At 43.3% G+C, this 19309-nt stretch carries 11 protein-coding genes; 1 reads left to right on the top strand and 10 read right to left on the bottom strand.

What is annotated here, in order from left to right; translation table 11 throughout:
* Positions 1 to 18: 18 nt before the first annotated feature.
* The 4 genes from FJ709_RS02265 to FJ709_RS02250 form a co-directional block, all read right to left on the bottom strand.
* Positions 19 to 774, bottom strand: a complete 756-nt coding sequence (locus FJ709_RS02265; protein ID WP_226413049.1) for a substrate-binding periplasmic protein — start codon at positions 772 to 774, stop codon at positions 19 to 21.
* A 309-nt stretch (positions 775 to 1083) separates the two neighbouring features.
* Complete coding sequence (locus FJ709_RS02260) at positions 1084 to 2055, bottom strand: hypothetical protein (RefSeq protein WP_226413047.1); 972 nt, start codon at positions 2053 to 2055, stop codon at positions 1084 to 1086.
* Positions 2056 to 2309: 254 nt separating this feature from the next.
* Positions 2310 to 4499: a TonB-dependent receptor domain-containing protein gene (locus tag FJ709_RS02255; protein WP_226413045.1), complete on the bottom strand. Its 2190-nt coding sequence runs from the start codon at positions 4497 to 4499 to the stop codon at positions 2310 to 2312.
* Positions 4500 to 4699: 200 nt separating this feature from the next.
* Positions 4700 to 5584 (bottom strand): LysR family transcriptional regulator, encoded by an 885-nt coding sequence (locus tag FJ709_RS02250; RefSeq protein ID WP_226413043.1) that lies wholly within the window; start codon positions 5582 to 5584, stop codon positions 4700 to 4702.
* Positions 5585 to 5729: 145 nt separating this feature from the next.
* Here FJ709_RS02250 and FJ709_RS02245 point away from each other — a divergent pair, with 145 nt between their 5' ends.
* Positions 5730 to 6335, top strand: coding sequence for a short chain dehydrogenase (locus tag FJ709_RS02245; protein ID WP_226413041.1), 606 nt, complete (start codon positions 5730 to 5732; stop codon positions 6333 to 6335).
* 636 nt (positions 6336 to 6971) lie between these two features.
* Here the strand turns inward: FJ709_RS02245 and FJ709_RS02240 are convergent.
* The 6 genes from FJ709_RS02240 to FJ709_RS02215 form a co-directional block, all read right to left on the bottom strand.
* Entirely contained in the window at positions 6972 to 7934 is a 963-nt protein-coding gene (locus FJ709_RS02240) for a hypothetical protein (protein ID WP_226413039.1), read from the bottom strand.
* A 254-nt stretch (positions 7935 to 8188) separates the two neighbouring features.
* Positions 8189 to 10897, bottom strand: a complete 2709-nt coding sequence (locus tag FJ709_RS02235) for a TonB-dependent receptor domain-containing protein (protein ID WP_226413037.1) — start codon at positions 10895 to 10897, stop codon at positions 8189 to 8191.
* 93 nt (positions 10898 to 10990) lie between these two features.
* Positions 10991 to 13822 carry a hypothetical protein gene (locus FJ709_RS02230; RefSeq protein WP_226413035.1) on the bottom strand — a complete coding sequence of 944 codons (2832 nt, stop codon included), beginning with the start codon at positions 13820 to 13822 and terminating at the stop codon, positions 10991 to 10993.
* A gap of 534 nt (positions 13823 to 14356) precedes the next feature.
* On the bottom strand, positions 14357 to 15574 hold the full coding sequence (locus tag FJ709_RS02225; protein WP_226413033.1) for a M56 family metallopeptidase: 1218 nt from the start codon (positions 15572 to 15574) through the stop codon (positions 14357 to 14359).
* Positions 15574 to 15948, bottom strand: coding sequence for a BlaI/MecI/CopY family transcriptional regulator (locus FJ709_RS02220; RefSeq protein WP_226413031.1), 375 nt, complete (start codon positions 15946 to 15948; stop codon positions 15574 to 15576). Before FJ709_RS02220 ends, FJ709_RS02225 begins: the two co-directional genes overlap by 1 nt.
* A 179-nt stretch (positions 15949 to 16127) precedes the next feature.
* Positions 16128 to 19307 carry an efflux RND transporter permease subunit gene (locus tag FJ709_RS02215; protein WP_226413029.1) on the bottom strand — a complete coding sequence of 1060 codons (3180 nt, stop codon included), beginning with the start codon at positions 19305 to 19307 and terminating at the stop codon, positions 16128 to 16130.
* Positions 19308 to 19309: the final 2 nt, after the last annotated feature.

Genomic DNA, 19309 nt, shown 5'->3' with positions numbered 1-19309 from the left:
GACTATAATGACAAACAATTACTGCCAATCACTGATCCCATAAGATGATAAGATTTTTTCGAATTCGCCCGATTCCCTTAGTTTTGCAGTCCCTTCATCAATCAACTTGATGTAGCCTGCAGAAGTCGCTTTTGCCGGACTGCAGGCAATGTACATTTCAGTTGCCTCGCCCAAAGAGCCCGCTGAAACTATGCCACTGACGCCCATTTCTTTAAGTTTTGCCTCCATAACACTGGGGGATTCGGCAACAACATTTACTCTTCCCGCCACGAGCTTTTTAATGTTGTTTTCAAGGCCGTTATTTGCGCCTATGGCATCAAACACACTCGAATTATCAATAACATATTGATCAAATTCATCACCGTAAGCATAGCCTTTAATTATCGCAATCTTATTTCCTTGAAATGATGCCAATCCGCTGTAATTCCAGCTATCGCCTGCTTTAACAAAAAATACCGTACTGTCCATTCCCCAAGGTGCCTGAGGATAGACAAAATCTGGCGCATCATCTTTGTAGGCGCCAACCACACAGTCAAATTCTCCCTTGCGCACTGAGTCGACAGCACGTTCCCAAGGCATTAATTTATAATCAACCGTATGACCGGCAGCAGTAAAAATATGAGTTGCTAATTCAATCATATAACCTGGTTGCTGAGCGTTGGGTTGGCCATTCATGGGAAACCAATTGTCAGCTCGGATGCTAATGGTATCGGCTAATACTGCGCTACTACTAAAAACAGAAACTAATATTAATGACTTTGTAAATGCCTGCATAACAAGTCCTTTGATGAGTTTTTTGAATTGCCTTGGATTAAAAGTAGACTGCATAGTGACACTTAGCAACATTTAGGTTTTATAGCAAAGTAGTATCGGTTCATTTTTCGTTACGATAAATTGAATATCTTGATGGGTCGGCATGAGTATGACTAAGCCATTTTTATAATGAAGTAACACAACCGTTTTTGATTCAGATTATCAACAACTTGAGTCGTTAGCACTATGGCCAAGAGACACAACCACTTTCACTTTCCCCCCCACAGCATCAAGACGTTAGTGGCCTCTGGCCCCAAATAAAAGTGCTAGTTAATGCTGGGGCTGATAGGGCTTCAAATCCACTTTATATAATGGCGCTGGCAGCCGTTCTGAGGTGATGTAAATGCTGTGACCATCTTGACTGAACCCCACGGCTTCGGCTTGGGTTATTGATGGTAAGTTAATTTGTTTAGGCGCTGACGACAACAGCGTTAGCCAATCACCGGGCTGTGATTGGCTAAAATAAAATGCATGAGTATAGGTTAATACTAAGGCTGATAGTCCATCTGCGGATATGTCCATTGCGGTGGGCTTTCCGGCAAAACCTATCCAAGTATAGATACTCGCATAATCAAGTACGGCCGTGGGTAACGGCGCGATTTCACCCAACCTTTTGGCCTGCTTGTTAAATGTTTGAACCGATTGATTGCTTGACAGGCCTTGCTTTGAGGTCGGACTGATTAAAGGTAATTCGTATAAAATGGGCTGTTTATCGCGTTTTGTCAGTAACAGTATTTTTTGCTTAGCCACATCAACCGCGACTGATTCACTGTCGCGAGCGCCGTCTTCATAAGTAAATGCCATGCTCCAAAGAGGGGTTACCGACAGTGTTTTTTGGCCATTAAGCGGGCTTAAATCAGGTTCTTTTATAAGGTGTAATTGATATTGTGTTCGCTGCTGTGAGTTGTCACCAATATCGGCTATTAATAAATAAGCTTGTCCCTGGTAAACAAACGAGGCGATATCTTCCCAATCGGTATTTTTTACGCCTTTAACATTCAGTGTGACCAACTGATTACCGCTGGTGTCTATTGCAAATAACCTTGCAGTGTCGCCACTGTCGTTATGTGTCCAAAGTATTTGTTCATTCAAACGTGATACTGCTAGGCCGCTGGCTTCATCAATTAATGGTGCGTTAATACTGCCCGTTTGAGTCACTCCCGTCTGCATAGCACATGCATTGGTCGACAGTGCTAATAGAACATACAACAGGTATTTAAGGCGGTTAAACATAGTCGTCATTCACTTAAGGCTTAGGGGTTAATCGGTATTTGTCAAGATTGGCAGTAACAATTAGCAGCGACGCATGATCTAGTAAAAGTGATTTTGATGCAACTGCGGTAAACAAAAAGAAAAAGGCCACTTTCTCGTTCCAAAGAAAGTGGCCATACACATTTTTAGCAGCTGAAATGATGAGTAAAAGCGGCTAAAAATCAGTACTTGGTTTTACTGCGTTCAACTTATATTGCTCGCCAACTAAGGGGTCACAATGAGTATTAATACTCGTAACTGAACTGCACTGTGTATTCTGTGCCAGGGTCTTTGGCATACACTTGAATATCTTGTTGATCGTATTCGGTCACTTCACCCAACAGATTTTTCGCTTTTAACTTAACCGCCAAACTGGTGGTGGGGAAAAAGCTGTAAGTAAAATCTAAGCTGTGGAATGGTTTTTCATACACATCATCTAGACCACCACGGCCGCCGTAAGCAATACGCTCACCAAACACGTTATAAACTAATGTGGCACTGTGGTAACTGTTAGATGAATCGTAACTTAACTGCACGTTGGCAACCCAGGCTGAATGCCCTGTCATGCGGCGCATATTGTTAGTCGGGTCAATTTCACCATTAGGGGCAATGGTAATTTCTGAATCACCTAAGGTCACGTTACCGGCAACAAAGAAGTCTTCCAACATGCTGCCTTCACTGATGAAGTCTAGCGTTTGTAAAAACTCGGCTTCAATACCATAAACATAACCCGACTCAGCGTTATAAAACTTAAGCTGGCGACCGGCTTCTGAAATACGTTGTATTGGCTCAATTGGCGCGTCTACGTCTTTATAAAACCCGCCTAAGCTGTAGTTGTCACCGGCTTCTGAATAGTATTCCCAGCGTAAATCAAGGTTATACATGTCTGAGCTTTTAAGTTCTGGATTACCGAAGAAATCAAAACCTGTGACTGGATCTTGGAATCGAACCGGCGACACTTCACGTAAGTCTGGGCGCACTATCGTTTTACTTGCCCCTAAACGCCATTGGGTGGTGTCGGTTTGCTTCCAGGTGAGTGACATTGATGGGAACCAGCCGTCTTCGGCAATGGCGTAATCTTCTAAATCGTAGCGGCCGCCCTCGTCAGATATTTCTCCTTCTGGGGTTATCGGCAATGTGACTCGACGAAAATCTTCATATCGCAAACCTGCATAAACGCGCCATACATCGTCAAAGTCGACATCAAAACTAATAAAGGCGGCATCATTTATCTCTGCTGCAACATAGTCTTCGGTGTCGGTTGAGGCATCTTTCAACTCAAGCCCTAAGGTGTCATTATTGATATTGTCATTAGAGAAAATATCATCAAAATCTTGAGATAAAATATTACCATTTGGGTCAGTTGGGCTTAAGTCTACATCTAAACCTAAACGTGTCGCGAAGCTTTCACGGGTGCGTTCGTAATATTGATAGCCTACTTTCACTTTCATTAACGCATCATCAAACTGTACCGGATAAGCAAAGTCCCAACCGTAGTTTTGGCTTTCGTCCTGTAGATTTGAGTAAACGTATTTAGGGGCATCTTGGGTATTTAGGTTACGCGAAACCGGCTGGTTAGCTTCATCTAAAATAACGTTATAAGTGTATGATAATTCGTTAGGGGCATTACGCTCTGATTTAGCGTCAGAGAACATCCAATTAAACTCGGAATCATTTAATGCTTCAATAAAGTGATGACCTTTAATTTGATTGCTGATTAATGATCTTTCTTCATAATCAATTTCATACACTTGCAGCGCATTAGGTTCACCTAGGGTATCTATGGTTTCTTCAATACCGACCGACACGTCATCAGAGGTGTCGCGCAGGTAAGTGGTGAAGGTTTCAATTTTATGGTTGTAGCCAATTTCTAACCCAAGGTTAAGCATGGTAGACATTTGCACAATTGAATCTGTCCCCATAACATCTTTTTGGTTTTCAATTTGAGCTTGTTCGCTGTCGCCATCTAACTCCACTTCATACTTGGTGTAGTTTTCAGCTTGCTGTTTATATGAATAAGCCGCCAGCGCGCCAAACACGATATCGTCGGAAAAGTCCCAGCGATCACCTAGGGCAACGTCGCCTCTAAAGCCTGGGTCGGTACTTTCCGTTTTTACCGCCATGTCGCGGTACATGTCTAAGGCTAATTCACGATTCATTTTTTGCGCAGCGGGGTAATTTATTGCCCCGTTTGAGCCACTGACTATGTCTATTGGGCTAATGCCGCCATATTGATTAATGGCGTTATTAATACTTGATGGCATAGCACGAGTGCCGTCATCTTTGCCGGTCCAATCATCACCGCCACCGTTGTAGGTATAGGTGTCATTGCTGTCATTAGTATTGAAGCGTCCACCAGCAGAGGCTTTGAAAAAGAAGTTATCCGAAAACGATAATTCGAATTCATGATTTGAATAAATATCAAAACAGATCAATGGCTATATTAATAAACAAATTCCTAAAAAGTACTCAAAATGTAATTAATTCCATGTAAGTTGATACCGAGACTTGCCGGCAGCATGAAGCTTTTGTGAGTTATAATAGCGCGAAGCACCACAACGTACCTCGGCCGCTTGGCTACAAATTTACTAATAAATGACATGGTATAACGTGGCCTGATATAACAGAATCCAAGTTACTCAACGTCCAGCAAAGATATCACCCACTTTTGAAGTGGATCGTCGTGATAGCGAGTATGCCATGCAGCAACGACATCAAAACTTTCTGGAGATTGCTCAAGTGGTATGGCCACCACATCTAATTCTTTAATAGCTCTCGAAGGTAAAAATGCAATTGAGTCAGTTGCTTTAAGGTACATTGGCACAACAGAAAAGCAGGGGGCTGACACGACAATATTTCGTTTCAAACCAAACTGCAAAAACCAATCATCAATAGAACCTTTAAAGTTTGGACGGGACGGCGATGCTATAATTGTTGGGTATTGCGCAATTTCGGCTAACGACGGTTTTGTTTTCGATATGGGTGAGTTCGTCGACGTAACACAAACATGATGCTCTTCAAACAACTTAACGATGCGGTAACTATCTGGTATATAGTCCGGAAATGCGATGGCTAAATTGACCTTGCCACTTTCCATTAATTCATGAAGATTATCTATTTCAAAATCTCTGACGATGAGTTTTAAGTTGGGCGCATACTCCCTCAGCTTTGCAATTAAACTGGGTAAAATGATCTGCTGAGCATAATCAGTTGCAGAGATAACAAAAGTGCCCTTCACTTTATAAGGAACAAAGGTTTTCGTTGATATCAATGAATTTAAATCAATGAGTAGTTTATCCACACCAATTGATAGTTCTTCTGCAAATGGGGTTGGGACAAAACCACTGGTTTTTCTCACAAACAACCGGTCATCGAACACATCTCTTAATTTTTTTAAATGCTCACTAACCGCTTGTTGGGTCAATCCGAGTTGACTTGCGGCTTTAGAGGCACTTTCTTCACGCATAAGTGCCTGAAATACCTTCAACTGTTTTAACTCTAAACGGTCCAATTTACTCATACAATCTCCTGCTTCTATCGCTATCTAGTCTGCCAAATCATTAACAAGTATAACTTGTATCACTTACAATTAACCATTGTTTCATATTGTTTTGCTCGTCAGTTAAAGTCTAACCATTAAGTCAAATCAATGGTTGGAGAGAGAAATGAAAACGGTAATTTTAATTGGTGCACTAGGTAAAATGGGACAAGCTGCGCTATCTGGTCTTGGCAAGCACAAGGTTATTACGGCGGGCCGCTCTGGTAATGTGGATTATATTGTAGATATTACGAATGAAGAATCAATTGAATCCTTATATGCAAAAGTGGGTCATTTTGATGCAGTAGTGAATACTGTGGGAGTGTGTGAGTATGCTCCCTTTACAGAAATGACACCGACTCAATGGATGACCACGGTGATGAGCAAAATGTTAGGACAAATTAACTTAGTCCGGATCGGTCAAAAATACATTGCTGATGGCGGCTCATTTACATTAATAAGCGGCATATTAAATGTTAAACCCATTCCATTTGCGATTGCTGATGCCACCACAAGCGGTGCAATTGACACGTTTGTAAAATGTGTCGCTTACGAAATGCCAAGAAATACCAGAATAAATGTAGTAAACCCAACAGTACTAACTGAAGCGTGGGATGTATATGGCGAAATGATGCCCGGATTTCAACCCGTTACAAGCAAACTCGTAGGCAAAGCATTTGAGCGTTCTGTCGATGGTTTTATTACTGGGGAAGTTATTTTTGTAGACGCTTAATGTCATGTGAATCGTAGGGGGCTAATAAAATTAGGTCCCCTACTCTGACAAGCTGTACCTGACATACATGACGTCCATTCTTGCAAAAAGCTACATTCAGGATATTAAGGCTCAACTGATAACTGAGTTGTCGCTAGCTTGAATGGTTTAATCCATTGAACTGTTAAGAATCATCATGAAAATATATATCATTGTATTAATATCGATTTATCTAACCGGTTGTGCTCATTTTCAAAATGTTCATAACGAAGACTCAGCCGCTAATCCTATAAGCAAAAATCAAGTTTGTAAAAGGATTCCGAGACATAAGGGGACAGTAAAATGGTGTAGACAGTTAACCCACGAACATAAGCTTAAAACAGTGGTTAACTAGATCCGATTGGTACATGCCATTATGTGTCTTTTTCTTCCCTAAATCACGTTAGTAGTCATATTCTATGCAGCCCAGACTTGTCCCTAAATCATCACAACTTTGCCATATTGAATTTAATATCAATAGCTTAGATTTATCAACTGAGTCGCTACAGGTCATTGCATCACTCCAATCAATTGCCTGCCGTAGGCACTAATGCTGACAATCCAGGATTGAAAAAATCAAAACACGATACATTTTCATTAAGACTATTAAGGTTTCTGTCAATTAAAAGCCTTTATATCCACTTTATATAATGGCGCTGGCAGGCGTTCTGAGGTGATGTAAATGCTGTGACCATCTTGACTGAACCCCACGGCTTCGGCTTGGATTATTGATGGTAAGCTAATTTGTTTAGGCGCTGACGACAACAGCGTTAGCCAATCACCGGGCTGTGATTGGCTAAAATAAAAAGCATGGGTGTAGGTTAACACCACAGCAGATAATCCATCTGCGGATATGTCCATTGCAGTGGGTTTTCCGGCAAAACCTATCCAGGTATAGATACTGGCATAATCAAGTACGGCCGTGGGTAACGCAGCGATGTCACCCAACCTTTTGGCCTGCTTGTTAAATGTTTGAACCGATTGACTGCTTGACAGGCCTTGCTTTGAGGTCGGACTGATTAAAGGTAATTCGTATAAAATGGGCTGTTTATCGCGTTTTGTCAGTAACAGTATTTTTTGCTTAGCCACATCAACCGCGACTGATTCACTGTCGCGAGCGCCGTCTTCATAAGTAAATGCCATGCTCCAAAGAGGGGTTACCGACAGTGTTTTTTGGCCATTCAGCGGGCTTAAATCAGGTTCTTTTATAAGGTGTAATTGATATTGTGTTCGCTGCTGTGAGTTGTCACCAATATCGGCTATTAATAAATACGCTTGTCCCTGGTAAACAAACGAGGCGATATCTTCCCAATCGGTATTTTTTACGCCTTTAACATTCAGTGTGACCAACTGATTACCGCTGGTGTCTATTGCAAATAACCTTGCAGTGTCGCCACTGTCGTTATGTGTCCAAAGTATTTGTTCATTCAAACGTGATACTGCTAGGCCGCTGGCTTCATCAATTAATGGTGCGTTAATACTGCCCGTTTGAGTCACTCCCGTCTGCATAGCACATGCATTGGTCGACAGTGCTAATAGAACATACAACAGGTATTTAAGGCGGTTAAACATAGTCGTCATTCACTTAAGGCTTAGGGGTTAATCGGTATTTGTCAAGATTGGCAGTAACAATTAGCAGCGACGCATGATCTAGTAAAAGTGATTTTGATGCAACTGCGGTAAACAAAAAGAAAAAGGCCACTTTCTCGTTCCAAAGAAAGTGGCCATACACATTTTTAGCAGCTGAAATGATGAGTAAAAGCGGCTAAAAATCAGTACTTGGTTTTACTGCGTTCAACTTATATTGCTCGCCAACTAAGGGGTCACAATGAGTATTAATACTCGTAACTGAACTGCACTGTGTATTCTGTGCCAGGGTCTTTGGCATACACTTGAATATCTTGTTGATCGTATTCGGTCACTTCACCCAACAGATTTTTCGCTTTTAACTTAACCGCCAAACTGGTGGTGGGGAAAAAGCTGTAAGTAAAATCTAAGCTGTGGAATGGTTTTTCATACACATCATCTAGACCACCACGGCCGCCGTAAGCAATACGCTCACCAAACACGTTATAAACTAATGTGGCACTGTGGTAACTGTTAGATGAATCGTAACTTAACTGCACGTTGGCAACCCAGGCTGAATGCCCTGTCATGCGGCGCATATTGTTAGTCGGGTCAATTTCACCATTAGGGGCAATGGTAATTTCTGAATCACCTAAGGTCACGTTACCGGCAACAAAGAAGTCTTCCAACATGCTGCCTTCACTGATGAAGTCTAGCGTTTGTAAAAACTCGGCTTCAATACCATAAACATAACCCGACTCAGCGTTATAAAACTTAAGCTGGCGACCGGCTTCTGAAATACGTTGTATTGGCTCAATTGGCGCGTCTACGTCTTTATAAAACCCGCCTAAGCTGTAGTTGTCACCGGCTTCTGAATAGTATTCCCAGCGTAAATCAAGGTTATACATGTCTGAGCTTTTAAGTTCTGGATTACCGAAGAAATCAAAACCTGTGACTGGATCTTGGAATCGAACCGGCGACACTTCACGTAAGTCTGGGCGCACTATCGTTTTACTTGCCCCTAAACGCCATTGGGTGGTGTCGGTTTGCTTCCAGGTGAGTGACATTGATGGGAACCAGCCGTCTTCGGCAATGGCGTAATCTTCTAAATCGTAGCGGCCGCCCTCGTCAGATATTTCTCCTTCTGGGGTTATCGGCAATGTGACTCGACGAAAATCTTCATATCGCAAACCTGCATAAACGCGCCATACATCGTCAAAGTCGACATCAAAACTAATAAAGGCGGCATCATTTATCTCTGCTGCAACATAGTCTTCGGTGTCGGTTGAGGCATCTTTCAACTCAAGCCCTAAGGTGTCATTATTGATATTGTCATTAGAGAAAATATCATCAAAATCTTGAGATAAAATATTACCATTTGGGTCAGTTGGGCTTAAGTCTACATCTAAACCTAAACGTGTCGCGAAGCTTTCACGGGTGCGTTCGTAATATTGATAGCCTACTTTCACTTTCATTAACGCATCATCAAACTGTACCGGATAAGCAAAGTCCCAACCGTAGTTTTGGCTTTCGTCCTGTAGATTTGAGTAAACGTATTTAGGGGCATCTTGGGTATTTAGGTTACGCGAAACCGGCTGGTTAGCTTCATCTAAAATAACGTTATAAGTGTATGATAATTCGTTAGGGGCATTACGCTCTGATTTAGCGTCAGAGAACATCCAATTAAACTCGGAATCATTTAATGCTTCAATAAAGTGATGACCTTTAATTTGATTGCTGATTAATGATCTTTCTTCATAATCAATTTCATACACTTGCAGCGCATTAGGTTCACCTAGGGTATCTATGGTTTCTTCAATACCGACCGACACGTCATCAGAGGTGTCGCGCAGGTAAGTGGTGAAGGTTTCAATTTTATGGTTGTAGCCAATTTCTAACCCAAGGTTAAGCATGGTAGACATTTGCACAATTGAATCTGTCCCCATAACATCTTTTTGGTTTTCAATTTGAGCTTGTTCGCTGTCGCCATCTAACTCCACTTCATACTTGGTGTAGTTTTCAGCTTGCTGTTTATATGAATAAGCCGCCAGCGCGCCAAACACGATATCGTCGGAAAAGTCCCAGCGATCACCTAGGGCAACGTCGCCTCTAAAGCCTGGGTCGGTACTTTCCGTTTTTACCGCCATGTCGCGGTACATGTCTAAGGCTAATTCACGATTCATTTTTTGCGCAGCGGGGTAATTTATTGCCCCGTTTGAGCCACTAACTATGTCTATTGGGCTAATGCCGCCATATTGATTAATGGCGTTATTAATACTTGATGGCATAGCACGAGTGCCGTCATCTTTGCCGGTCCAATCATCACCGCCACTGTTGTAGGTATAGGTGTCATTGCTGTCATTAGTATTGAAACGTCCACCAGCAGAGGCTTTGAAAAAGAAGTTAGCCGGAATCGCTTTAGTGCGAATGTCGACATGGCCACCACCAAATGCGGCGGGCTTTTCTGCCGAGGCTGACTTTTGTACTGATAAAGATTCAATAATTGATGCCGGAAACATGTCTAATGGCACCACATTTCGGGTTGGATCAGGTGATGGCACTGTTGCACCGTTGAGTGAGGTGCTTGAATAGCGCTCACCTAAACCGCGAACATAAATGAATTTTCCATCTTTTAAGGTTAAACCGGTCACACGGCGCAGCGCTGCTGCGGCATCACCATCACCGGTTCTAGAAATTTGTTCTGAGCCCATAATATCGGCTACAGCAATTTGTTCGCGACGCTCTTCTGTCGCGGCCGAAGCTGAGGTACGTAGTCGCCCAGTAACAGAAATTACCTCAATCGGTTCTATGGGAAAAGATTCTCCAGTCTTATTTGTCGACGCTTCATTGCTTTGTGCTTGCTGTGGATTAGCTGTGTCATCTTGAGCTAAAACCGGTGCGGCAAATGAGGTAACAGAAAGTACCGATATAATTGCGAGGGTTAATTTGTTGGCGGTAAAACTCGGCTTGGTTTTCATACGTTAACAGTCCTGTATGCGGTTCAGAGATAGCCGCTGCTAACATTGCGCATTAGCGAGCGGCTATAAACTTAATTTACGATTAGATTAGGGTTACTGTGGAAAGTAAGCCCAACCTTGACGCCAGTCATTCTGGCCATCGAATGCACCAATAAAGTTGGTTGATTCGAAGAAGTTGTCATCGGTACTTAAGTCTTTACCTGTGCCAATAAGTGCTGCATCTGTTGCCGCTGGCATACCGTCAGTGAGAGTAACCGCTGTTGTAGCGTTACCTTCTTGACCCATAAACCAGGTTTCAACATTGACAGCATTGGCTGTAGCCGCATTATCAGAGCTATATTTGAATGGCTCATTACAGTCGATAATCGAGTGAGACATAGTCAAGGTATTATTGTTAACGTTGTCGACTAAGCCAGCATAGCTGCCATCTAGTTCTAAACATTCACCTGACTCTGTAGTGCTTGTGCTACCTTTACGACCTTGCACTAACACGTTATAAAGCTCACCTGCTGTGGCTACGCGAAGTAAGATCCCCTCGCCTTTATCACCGCTAGCATTTTCAATGTCTGTACCAGGTAAGATAGTGAAGTTAGCCAGCTTTGGCTTAGATACTGGTGTATCTGTTGCGCCCTTGTGGCTGTCGCCTTCAATACCACGGTTTGCATTGCCATCTTCATGGGTAATGTACACAAACTGTGCTTTACCGGTCCAACCGTTGGTCCAATCTAAGCTGTCATCGAAGTTGTGCGTGAGGTAAACATATTTCAAGTTAACCGCGCCACCCCAGAACTCAACACCGTCATCGCCATTAGCATGGACTTGAATGTGGTCTACTTGTGTACCGCTACCCACTGCGGCAAATGAAATACCGTTCATTTCCTGGGTGTCGTTCACTTTAAAGCCAGCATATTTAATCACTACGTAGCTGATTTGACCGCTGTTATCAGTGTTGTCGTTACCACCATACGGGAAATCACCGACTTCAAATGACGCATCACAGGCATTTTTATCAGGACAAGTATTGGTTAAACCCTTACCTAAAATCACTAAGCCGCCCCATTGACCGCGTTCGCCCGTTGCACCAGCAATAACGTCCTGCTGTGACGTCATTTCAATTGGGTGCGCAGCACTGCCCTGAGCCATGATTTTTGAACCACGGCTAACCGCTATATAGCTGTTATCCGTTGCAAACAACTTAGTGCCCGCTTGAATCGCTAAGGTAGCAGAGTTAGTTTTATCACCACCAACCACTACCGCACCGCCGTCAATTTTGTACATCACGTTTTGACCGGCAAGCAGTGTAGTGTTGCTCAGTACGTTACCCTGTAAAGTACACACTAAAGTGACTGTGTCATCTTTGTATAAACCGGCAACCACTGTTTCAGCAGTTGTGCCTACAGGACAAGATGTTAATGTCGGAAGTGTGGTCGGTGCAGGTGCTGTGTCACCGTGGATCGCAGTGGTCCAGCCTAAAGTCCAATCGGTAGTACCGTCGAACGCGCCAATATAAGGTGCATCAACTAAGCGGTCATCAAGATTACTTAAATCGGCTTTGCCACCGGTTAATGCTACAGATGATGAATTTGGCATATAGTCTGTTAAGTCTGATGCGCCCACTAAGTTACCGCTTTGACCTTGATACCAAGCTTTAACATCTAATGCTAAAGTGCGGCCTTCAGCAGCATCTGCCTTAGCATTTTTAAATGGCTCAACACAATCGATTAAGCTGTTTTCAACGGTTAACTCGCCTGTATTCGCATTGTTGACTGTGTTGTCATCGTTGACTTCTAAACATTCGCCAGAATCAACATCGCCTTTCACTAATAAGTTATAAGCTGTTACGCCTGTACCAACGCGGAATAAGATACCTTCAGCATCGTCACCACCGGCGTGAGTACCGTTAGCCACCTGCATGGTAATGTTAGCGAGTGTTGGTTTAGACATTGGCGTTGCGCTAGCGCTTTTATTGCTGTCAGCTTCGATACCACGGTTTGAGCCGTTGTCAGCTTGACGAATATACACGTGCTGTGCGCTACCTTGCCAACCGTTTGTCCAATCTAACGAGTCATCAAAGTTTTCTGTTAGTACCACGTTGGAAATTGACACGTTACCGCCCCAAAATTCTACGCCGTCATCGTTATTTAAATGCACTTGAATATGGTCAACTTGAGTGCCGCTACCTACACCAGCAAAGCTGATACCGTTCATTTCTTGGGTATCGTTAATTTTAAAGCCGCCAAACTCAACGCGGACGTACTTAATCACACCAGAGTTGTCCTGGGTGTTATCACCGCCGTAACTGTGGTTACCCACTTCAAATGACGCATCACAATTTGCTAAGTCAGGACAAGTATTAACCGGTGCATTACCCAGTAACACTAAGCCGCCCCATTGACCCGCTTCGCCTGGTTGGCCTAATGCAGTTTCTGCTGAGGTGAATACGATAGGCGCGGTAGCCGAACCTTCGGCCATTATTTTTGAACCACGACTAATGACTAAATATGAATCACTGCCGCCTAAAATTTTAGTACCAGGCAGAATAGCTAACTCAACTGATTTTTCATTATCGCCACCGGCAACGACTGCGCCATTTAGCAGCCATACAACGTCGTTACCAAGCACGATTTTATCGCCGTTTTGGCCGCCAGTAGAAATAGTTGATGCCGCTGTAGACGGAGCTAATGTGCCTTTTAATTCCCAAACCTCTTTGCCATCAACTGATGCAAAGGTGGTGCTTTTAGTGGCAAAGCCACTATAAGATTTTTGTTGAGCCGTTTCTGTTGGCGTTGTTGGTATTGTTGGAGTCGGTGTCACGGTATCGCTACCTGTGTTGATATTGATATCACCACCACAACCCGCAAGCCCTAAAGTTGCTGCTAAAGCAGTAGAAAGCGCCGTAAGTTTAAAAAGGTTTTTCAGTTCCATTGTCATCTCCGAAGACGGATTGCATTTCAAGTTAGTTAGGGTTTAGTGCGCGCCATAGGCATACGCATTTGCTGGTGCATAAAACTAACGAGTAAAAATGACAAAAAGACTGCTTAAAAATGACAATAACATTTCCGCAACATGACAGAATTATGTAAACCCTGTGGGGATGCGGCTTTGAGTATGTTTTAAGGGAATTATTTTTTCACAAAAATGTCGTAAATGTATCGTATTTTGACGAAATTACGCTTATTGATGATAAATTTAATCTTAATAGAAATAAAAGTAATCACTAAGGAGGTAATACTTTAAACAAGCATCAATAAAACTGACTCGGAAGGAAATACAGAAAATTCATCTCAATATTGATTAAGTGTAAGGTTTAGTTGATCAAGCCAAACCTAAACAAACGCTACTGCAATGTTAATACAAGGCACATTATTATTTACAGGCTCAAGCTGACACCTCAGCGTTGTACTTAACCTGTTAATTTAGCCAGACTAACTTAGCCTTAATAACTTAGCTTTAGCCATTTTAGCGGACCTGTATTCTTTCCACTGAAGCATCTGGCTGATGAATAACAAAGTCTAATTGAACCTGCGCACCTTTCATGCCATTAGCGGAGGTTTGATATTGCCACTGCTCAAGTGCTGTCACCGCTGAGTCATCAAATACCCCGGCAGGAGATGACTTAATCACCATCACATTTGATACCTTACCTGCTGGATTAATATCAAACGACAATTGCACATAACCATTCATCCCTTCTTTAGCAGCCTCAATAGGATAAACAGGTTCAATACGGATTGTAGGGTATATTCCATCAGCTTTAGCTTGCGTATGGCTTTGATTGTCGCCTGCTTGCGCTTGCTGATTTAAGGTTAGCGCACTAACACTAAGTAATAGCGTCACTCCAATTAATACCAAGGTATTTTTTCCATGTTGTTTTTTCATTTGTAAGATCCTTTCTTTAAGTATGGTTTTGTCGCCATAGTGAGTATGTAACATGCTTAACGGTGCATGCTGCGAATAAGCCAATAGCGCTTTGCTATAGGCAATTTTAGAATCTGTTTCCATATTGGCAGTCACTTGTGCGTCACATGACAGCTCTTGATCTTGCCTAAAACGGCGGTAAGCGCACCACATCAGCGGGTTAAACCAAAACATAATCGTTAAGCTATAAGCCAATATATTGGCCCATAAATCACCGCGCTGATAATGATAAAGCTCATGCTGAATAATGGCGTCTTGCTGATGACTATCAAGCAAGGTAAAACTGCTTGGCACTAATATTTGCGGCGCGATTAACCCAACTAACATGGGCGATTCAATATTGGGATGAATAAATACATTAAGCTTGCCTGACTCAATCACAACAGGCTTGGCGCGTCGCGTGAGCTGTTGCAGATGAATAGAATCTGAGACTAAATTAACCACCAGTACCAGCACCACAGCAGCATACAGGTAAGGCAAATATAATAACTTAAACAAGCTGCTCGACATCGATGCGGTATCAGCAGCCTGCACATAATATTGTTGAATTACGCCCAGTGTTTGATTTGGGCTTAACCAATTAAAGTACTGTGGTAACAGAGTTTGCACTACATCCGCCAGCGGTAACAGTGGCACAACAAGCCAAAGACTATAAGTATAATGCGCGCCTATTTTTGACAATAAAAAACGATGTGAGATTAATAATGTTACACAAACCAAACTAAGTAATAGGGTTTGTTCCATAAACCAACTGATCATCACTTTTGCTCCTTGTGCCAATCATCAAGCAAGCTTTGTAACTCAGCAACATCCTCAGCCGATAGCTTATTTTTTTCAGCAAAACCGGCCACTAATGGGGTTAATTTTCCGGCAAATAGTCTATCTACAAAAGACACTGACTCTTTTAATGTGTATTCCTGCTCAGCAATTAACGGCGAGTAATGATATGTGCGCCCTTGCTTTTCAAAACTCAGCGCATTTTTTTTAACTAAACGATTCAGCAAGGTTTTTACTGTTTTTTCATGCATATCATGGCTTTGCTCTAATGCTTCAACCAGCTCATTAGAGGTTAATGGCGACCGCAGCCAAAGTTGCTGTAATACTAACAATTCACTGTTACTGATTTCTTTCATGCTTAGTCACTTACTAGGTTGTGGTTCACTTATTAAGATTACGCATGTAATCCATATGATTAAATTACAACTGTAATCTTAAATAAGCAAGCAGTTATTTGATCTATTTATTAGCAATGATTGCAATAAAAAAAGCCCAATCGAAAGATTGGGCTTGGTGTCATCCACTTAAGTGAGTGCTATTTGCCCTTGTACAGCCATTGATAAACCGTGGGCAATACCAGCAAGGTCAATGCAGTTGAGCTAAATAAACCGCCAATAATTACTACCGCTAATGGCTGTTGTATTTCACTGCCGACACCGGTTGACAACAAGATAGGAATTAAGCCTAAAGCAGAGGTTAATGCGGTCATTAATACTGGACGTAATCGCCCTACTGTACCTTCATAAACGCTGGTATACAGGCTTTCATTTTCACTGAACTCTACGCTATTTTTGCGGCGTTGATTAATCGAGTCCACCAGCACTACGCCATTGAGTACGGCCACACCAAATAAGGTGATAAAGCCGATTGAACTGGGCACTGACAAATAAGTGCCAGTGGCAAATAAGGCAATCACACCGCCAATTAATGCCAACGGGACGTTTGCCATTATTAAGCACACTTGTTTAATTGAGCCGAATGAGAAATACAGTAATAGCGCAATTAGCGTGATTGAAATAGGCACCACTAGCATCAGTTTTTTCTGCGCCCTCTGTTGGTTTTCATACTGCCCGCCGACCACGACTGTGTAGCCTGCAGGTAATTCAGCCTGTGAGATGATGGCGTAAATATCATTAACAACCGAGCCCATATCTCGACCCGATACGTTAGCTTGCACCACCACGCGGCGCTGCACGTCGTCGCGGCGAATATTGGGTGGCGCCATCTCGACTTCAACGTCGGCCACTTCACCTAAACGCACGGTTGCGCCGCTCACCCCAGTGAGCAGTAAGTCACGCAATACATCAGGTGAGTTGCGTTGTGATGACCTTAACCGAACATTAATATCGTATCTGGCATTGCCATCAATCACTTGTCCTGCGCTAACACCACCGACACCTTGGCTGACTAAACTCATCACCTGGTCGACACTGATGCCGTAGCGCGCCAATAATTCACGCTTAGGGCGAACCACTAATTGTGCTTCGCCACTAACCTGTTCTAGCGACACATCTACCGCGCCATCAATTTGCTGCACCAGTTCAGATAAGACCTGACCTTTGGCTGATAATACCTGTAAATCAGGGCCGAATATTTTAATCGCTAACTGTGCTTTAACCCCTGATAATAACTCATCAACACGAGTGGCTATTGGCTGTGAAAACGTCAGCAATAAACCCGGAAACACACTGAGCTTTTGTTCCATTAATCGCTGTAACTCAATGCGATTTGAGGCACTTTGCCACTGGTTAACGGGTGTTAAGCCAATGTAGATTTCAATATTGCTAACCGGCTCTGGGTCGCCGCCCAATTCTGGTGCACCTATGCGGCTCAGGGCATATTCCACTTCAGGAAAACTTAACAAGATAGCCTCTAACTTAGGCGCCACTTCTATCGAGGTACCTAAACTCGCTGTGGGCGCTAAGGTGATGCGTAAATTAATCGTGCCCTCTTCGAGTTCGGGCACAAACTCTGTGCCTAAACGCGGCAATAACGCCATGCTGCTAACAAACATCAATGATGCAATTAACATCACGGTTTTAGGGCGCGCTAAGGTCATGCTAAGCAGTTGTCGATAAAGCCGTTCAACTGGCATCAGTAGCCAACTTTGCCTGATCACGACACCGTACTTAAACGCATAAACTGCCAGTGCTGGCACAGCAAACAAGGCAACAATTAACGCGGCAACCATGGCCAAAATAATGCTAGTAGCCATTGGCTGAAATAACTTACCTTCCACACCTTCTAAGGCAAACAAAGGCGCAAACACCACTATGATGATGGCTGTAGCAAAAAAGATAGGACTGCACACTTCTTTAGCCGCTTGCCAAACCTTAGAACTAATGCTGACATTAGCACTAGCGCCGTCCCTAACATTACCATCGAGGCTACCGACATCGGTTTGTGCGTCATGTTGGCTTAAATGCTTGAAAATATTTTCAACCATCACCACTGAGCCATCGACCAACATGCCTATCGCAACCGCTAAACCGCCCAGTGACATTAAGTTTGCCGACATGCCAAAATATGCCATCACCATTAAGGCAAGACCAATTGAAATTGGGATGGACAGCAATACCAGTAAGGTCGCGGGAATATTGACCAAAAAGAACGCTAAAATCACCACAATAAACAAAAAGGCCATGAGTAGCGCATCACGCACGGTATCAACCGCTTGTTTGACTAAATCGGCCTGATCGTAAAACACCTCAAACGTCACCCCTTTGGGTAAGGCTTGTTCAATTAAACTAATACGTGCTTCAATGTCGTCAATGGTTTGCTTGGTGTTAGCGCCCATGCGTTTTAGTACCACTCCGGCAACCACCTCACCTAATCGTTCCGCTTCACCACTGTCATTTCGACGGGTCATAGTCACTGCGCCCACACGGATTTCACTGCCGTAATCAACATTGGCAATGTCCATTACTCTTACTGGCGTACCATTAAACTCGGTGAGCGGAATGTGCTTAATGGCCTCTATTCCTTCATCTCCTGGGGGTAATAAACCGTAACCGCGTACCACTAATTGCGACTGACCCTGATCCATAAACCAGCCACCGGCATTACGGTTATTACTTTCAAGCGCCTCAATAACTTGCTCCATGGTGAGTGAGTAACTGCGCAGTTTATTCAAGTCAATTTGCACCTGGTACTGCAACACTTCGCCGCCAAAAGACAACACCTCAGTCACGCCGCCAACGGGCATTAATATCAGCTTAACTAAGTAGTCATTGATACTGCGAAGCTCGGCTGCTGCTACACCGGATTCTGGCGTAGCCCGCAGCATATATTGATAAATTTGCCCTAGCCCTGAGGTATTAGGACCAATCTCAGGTGTGCCGACCCCCGCAGGAATGGATTCTTTAGCAGCTTGCAGCTGCTCAAACACTTGCTGGCGCGCAAAGTAAATATCAGTGCCTTCGGCAAACACCACGGTGACAATAGACAGGCCAGTGCGTGATAGCGATCTAACCTCGGTGACGGCCGGTAAAGCGTACATGGCTGATTCAACGGGATAACTTATCAGCTTTTCAACTTCTTCAGCGGCTAGGCCTTCAGCGGCGGTATTAATGGTGACCTGCACATTGGTCACGTCGGGAAATGCATCCAAATTTAACTTTGGTAATATCGCAATACTGCCTAGCATCGCGGCCAATAAGGCTAATACCACTAGCAGTCGCTGTTCAATAGCGGAACGGATTAATTTTGCTAACATAA

Origin of the sequence: Shewanella glacialimarina (genome assembly GCF_020511155.1) — a bacterium.
GTDB lineage: Bacteria > Pseudomonadota > Gammaproteobacteria > Enterobacterales > Shewanellaceae > Shewanella > Shewanella glacialimarina.
The sequence above is the reverse complement of the archived record's forward strand: the minus strand, read 5'-3'. Positions and strand labels throughout refer to the sequence as shown.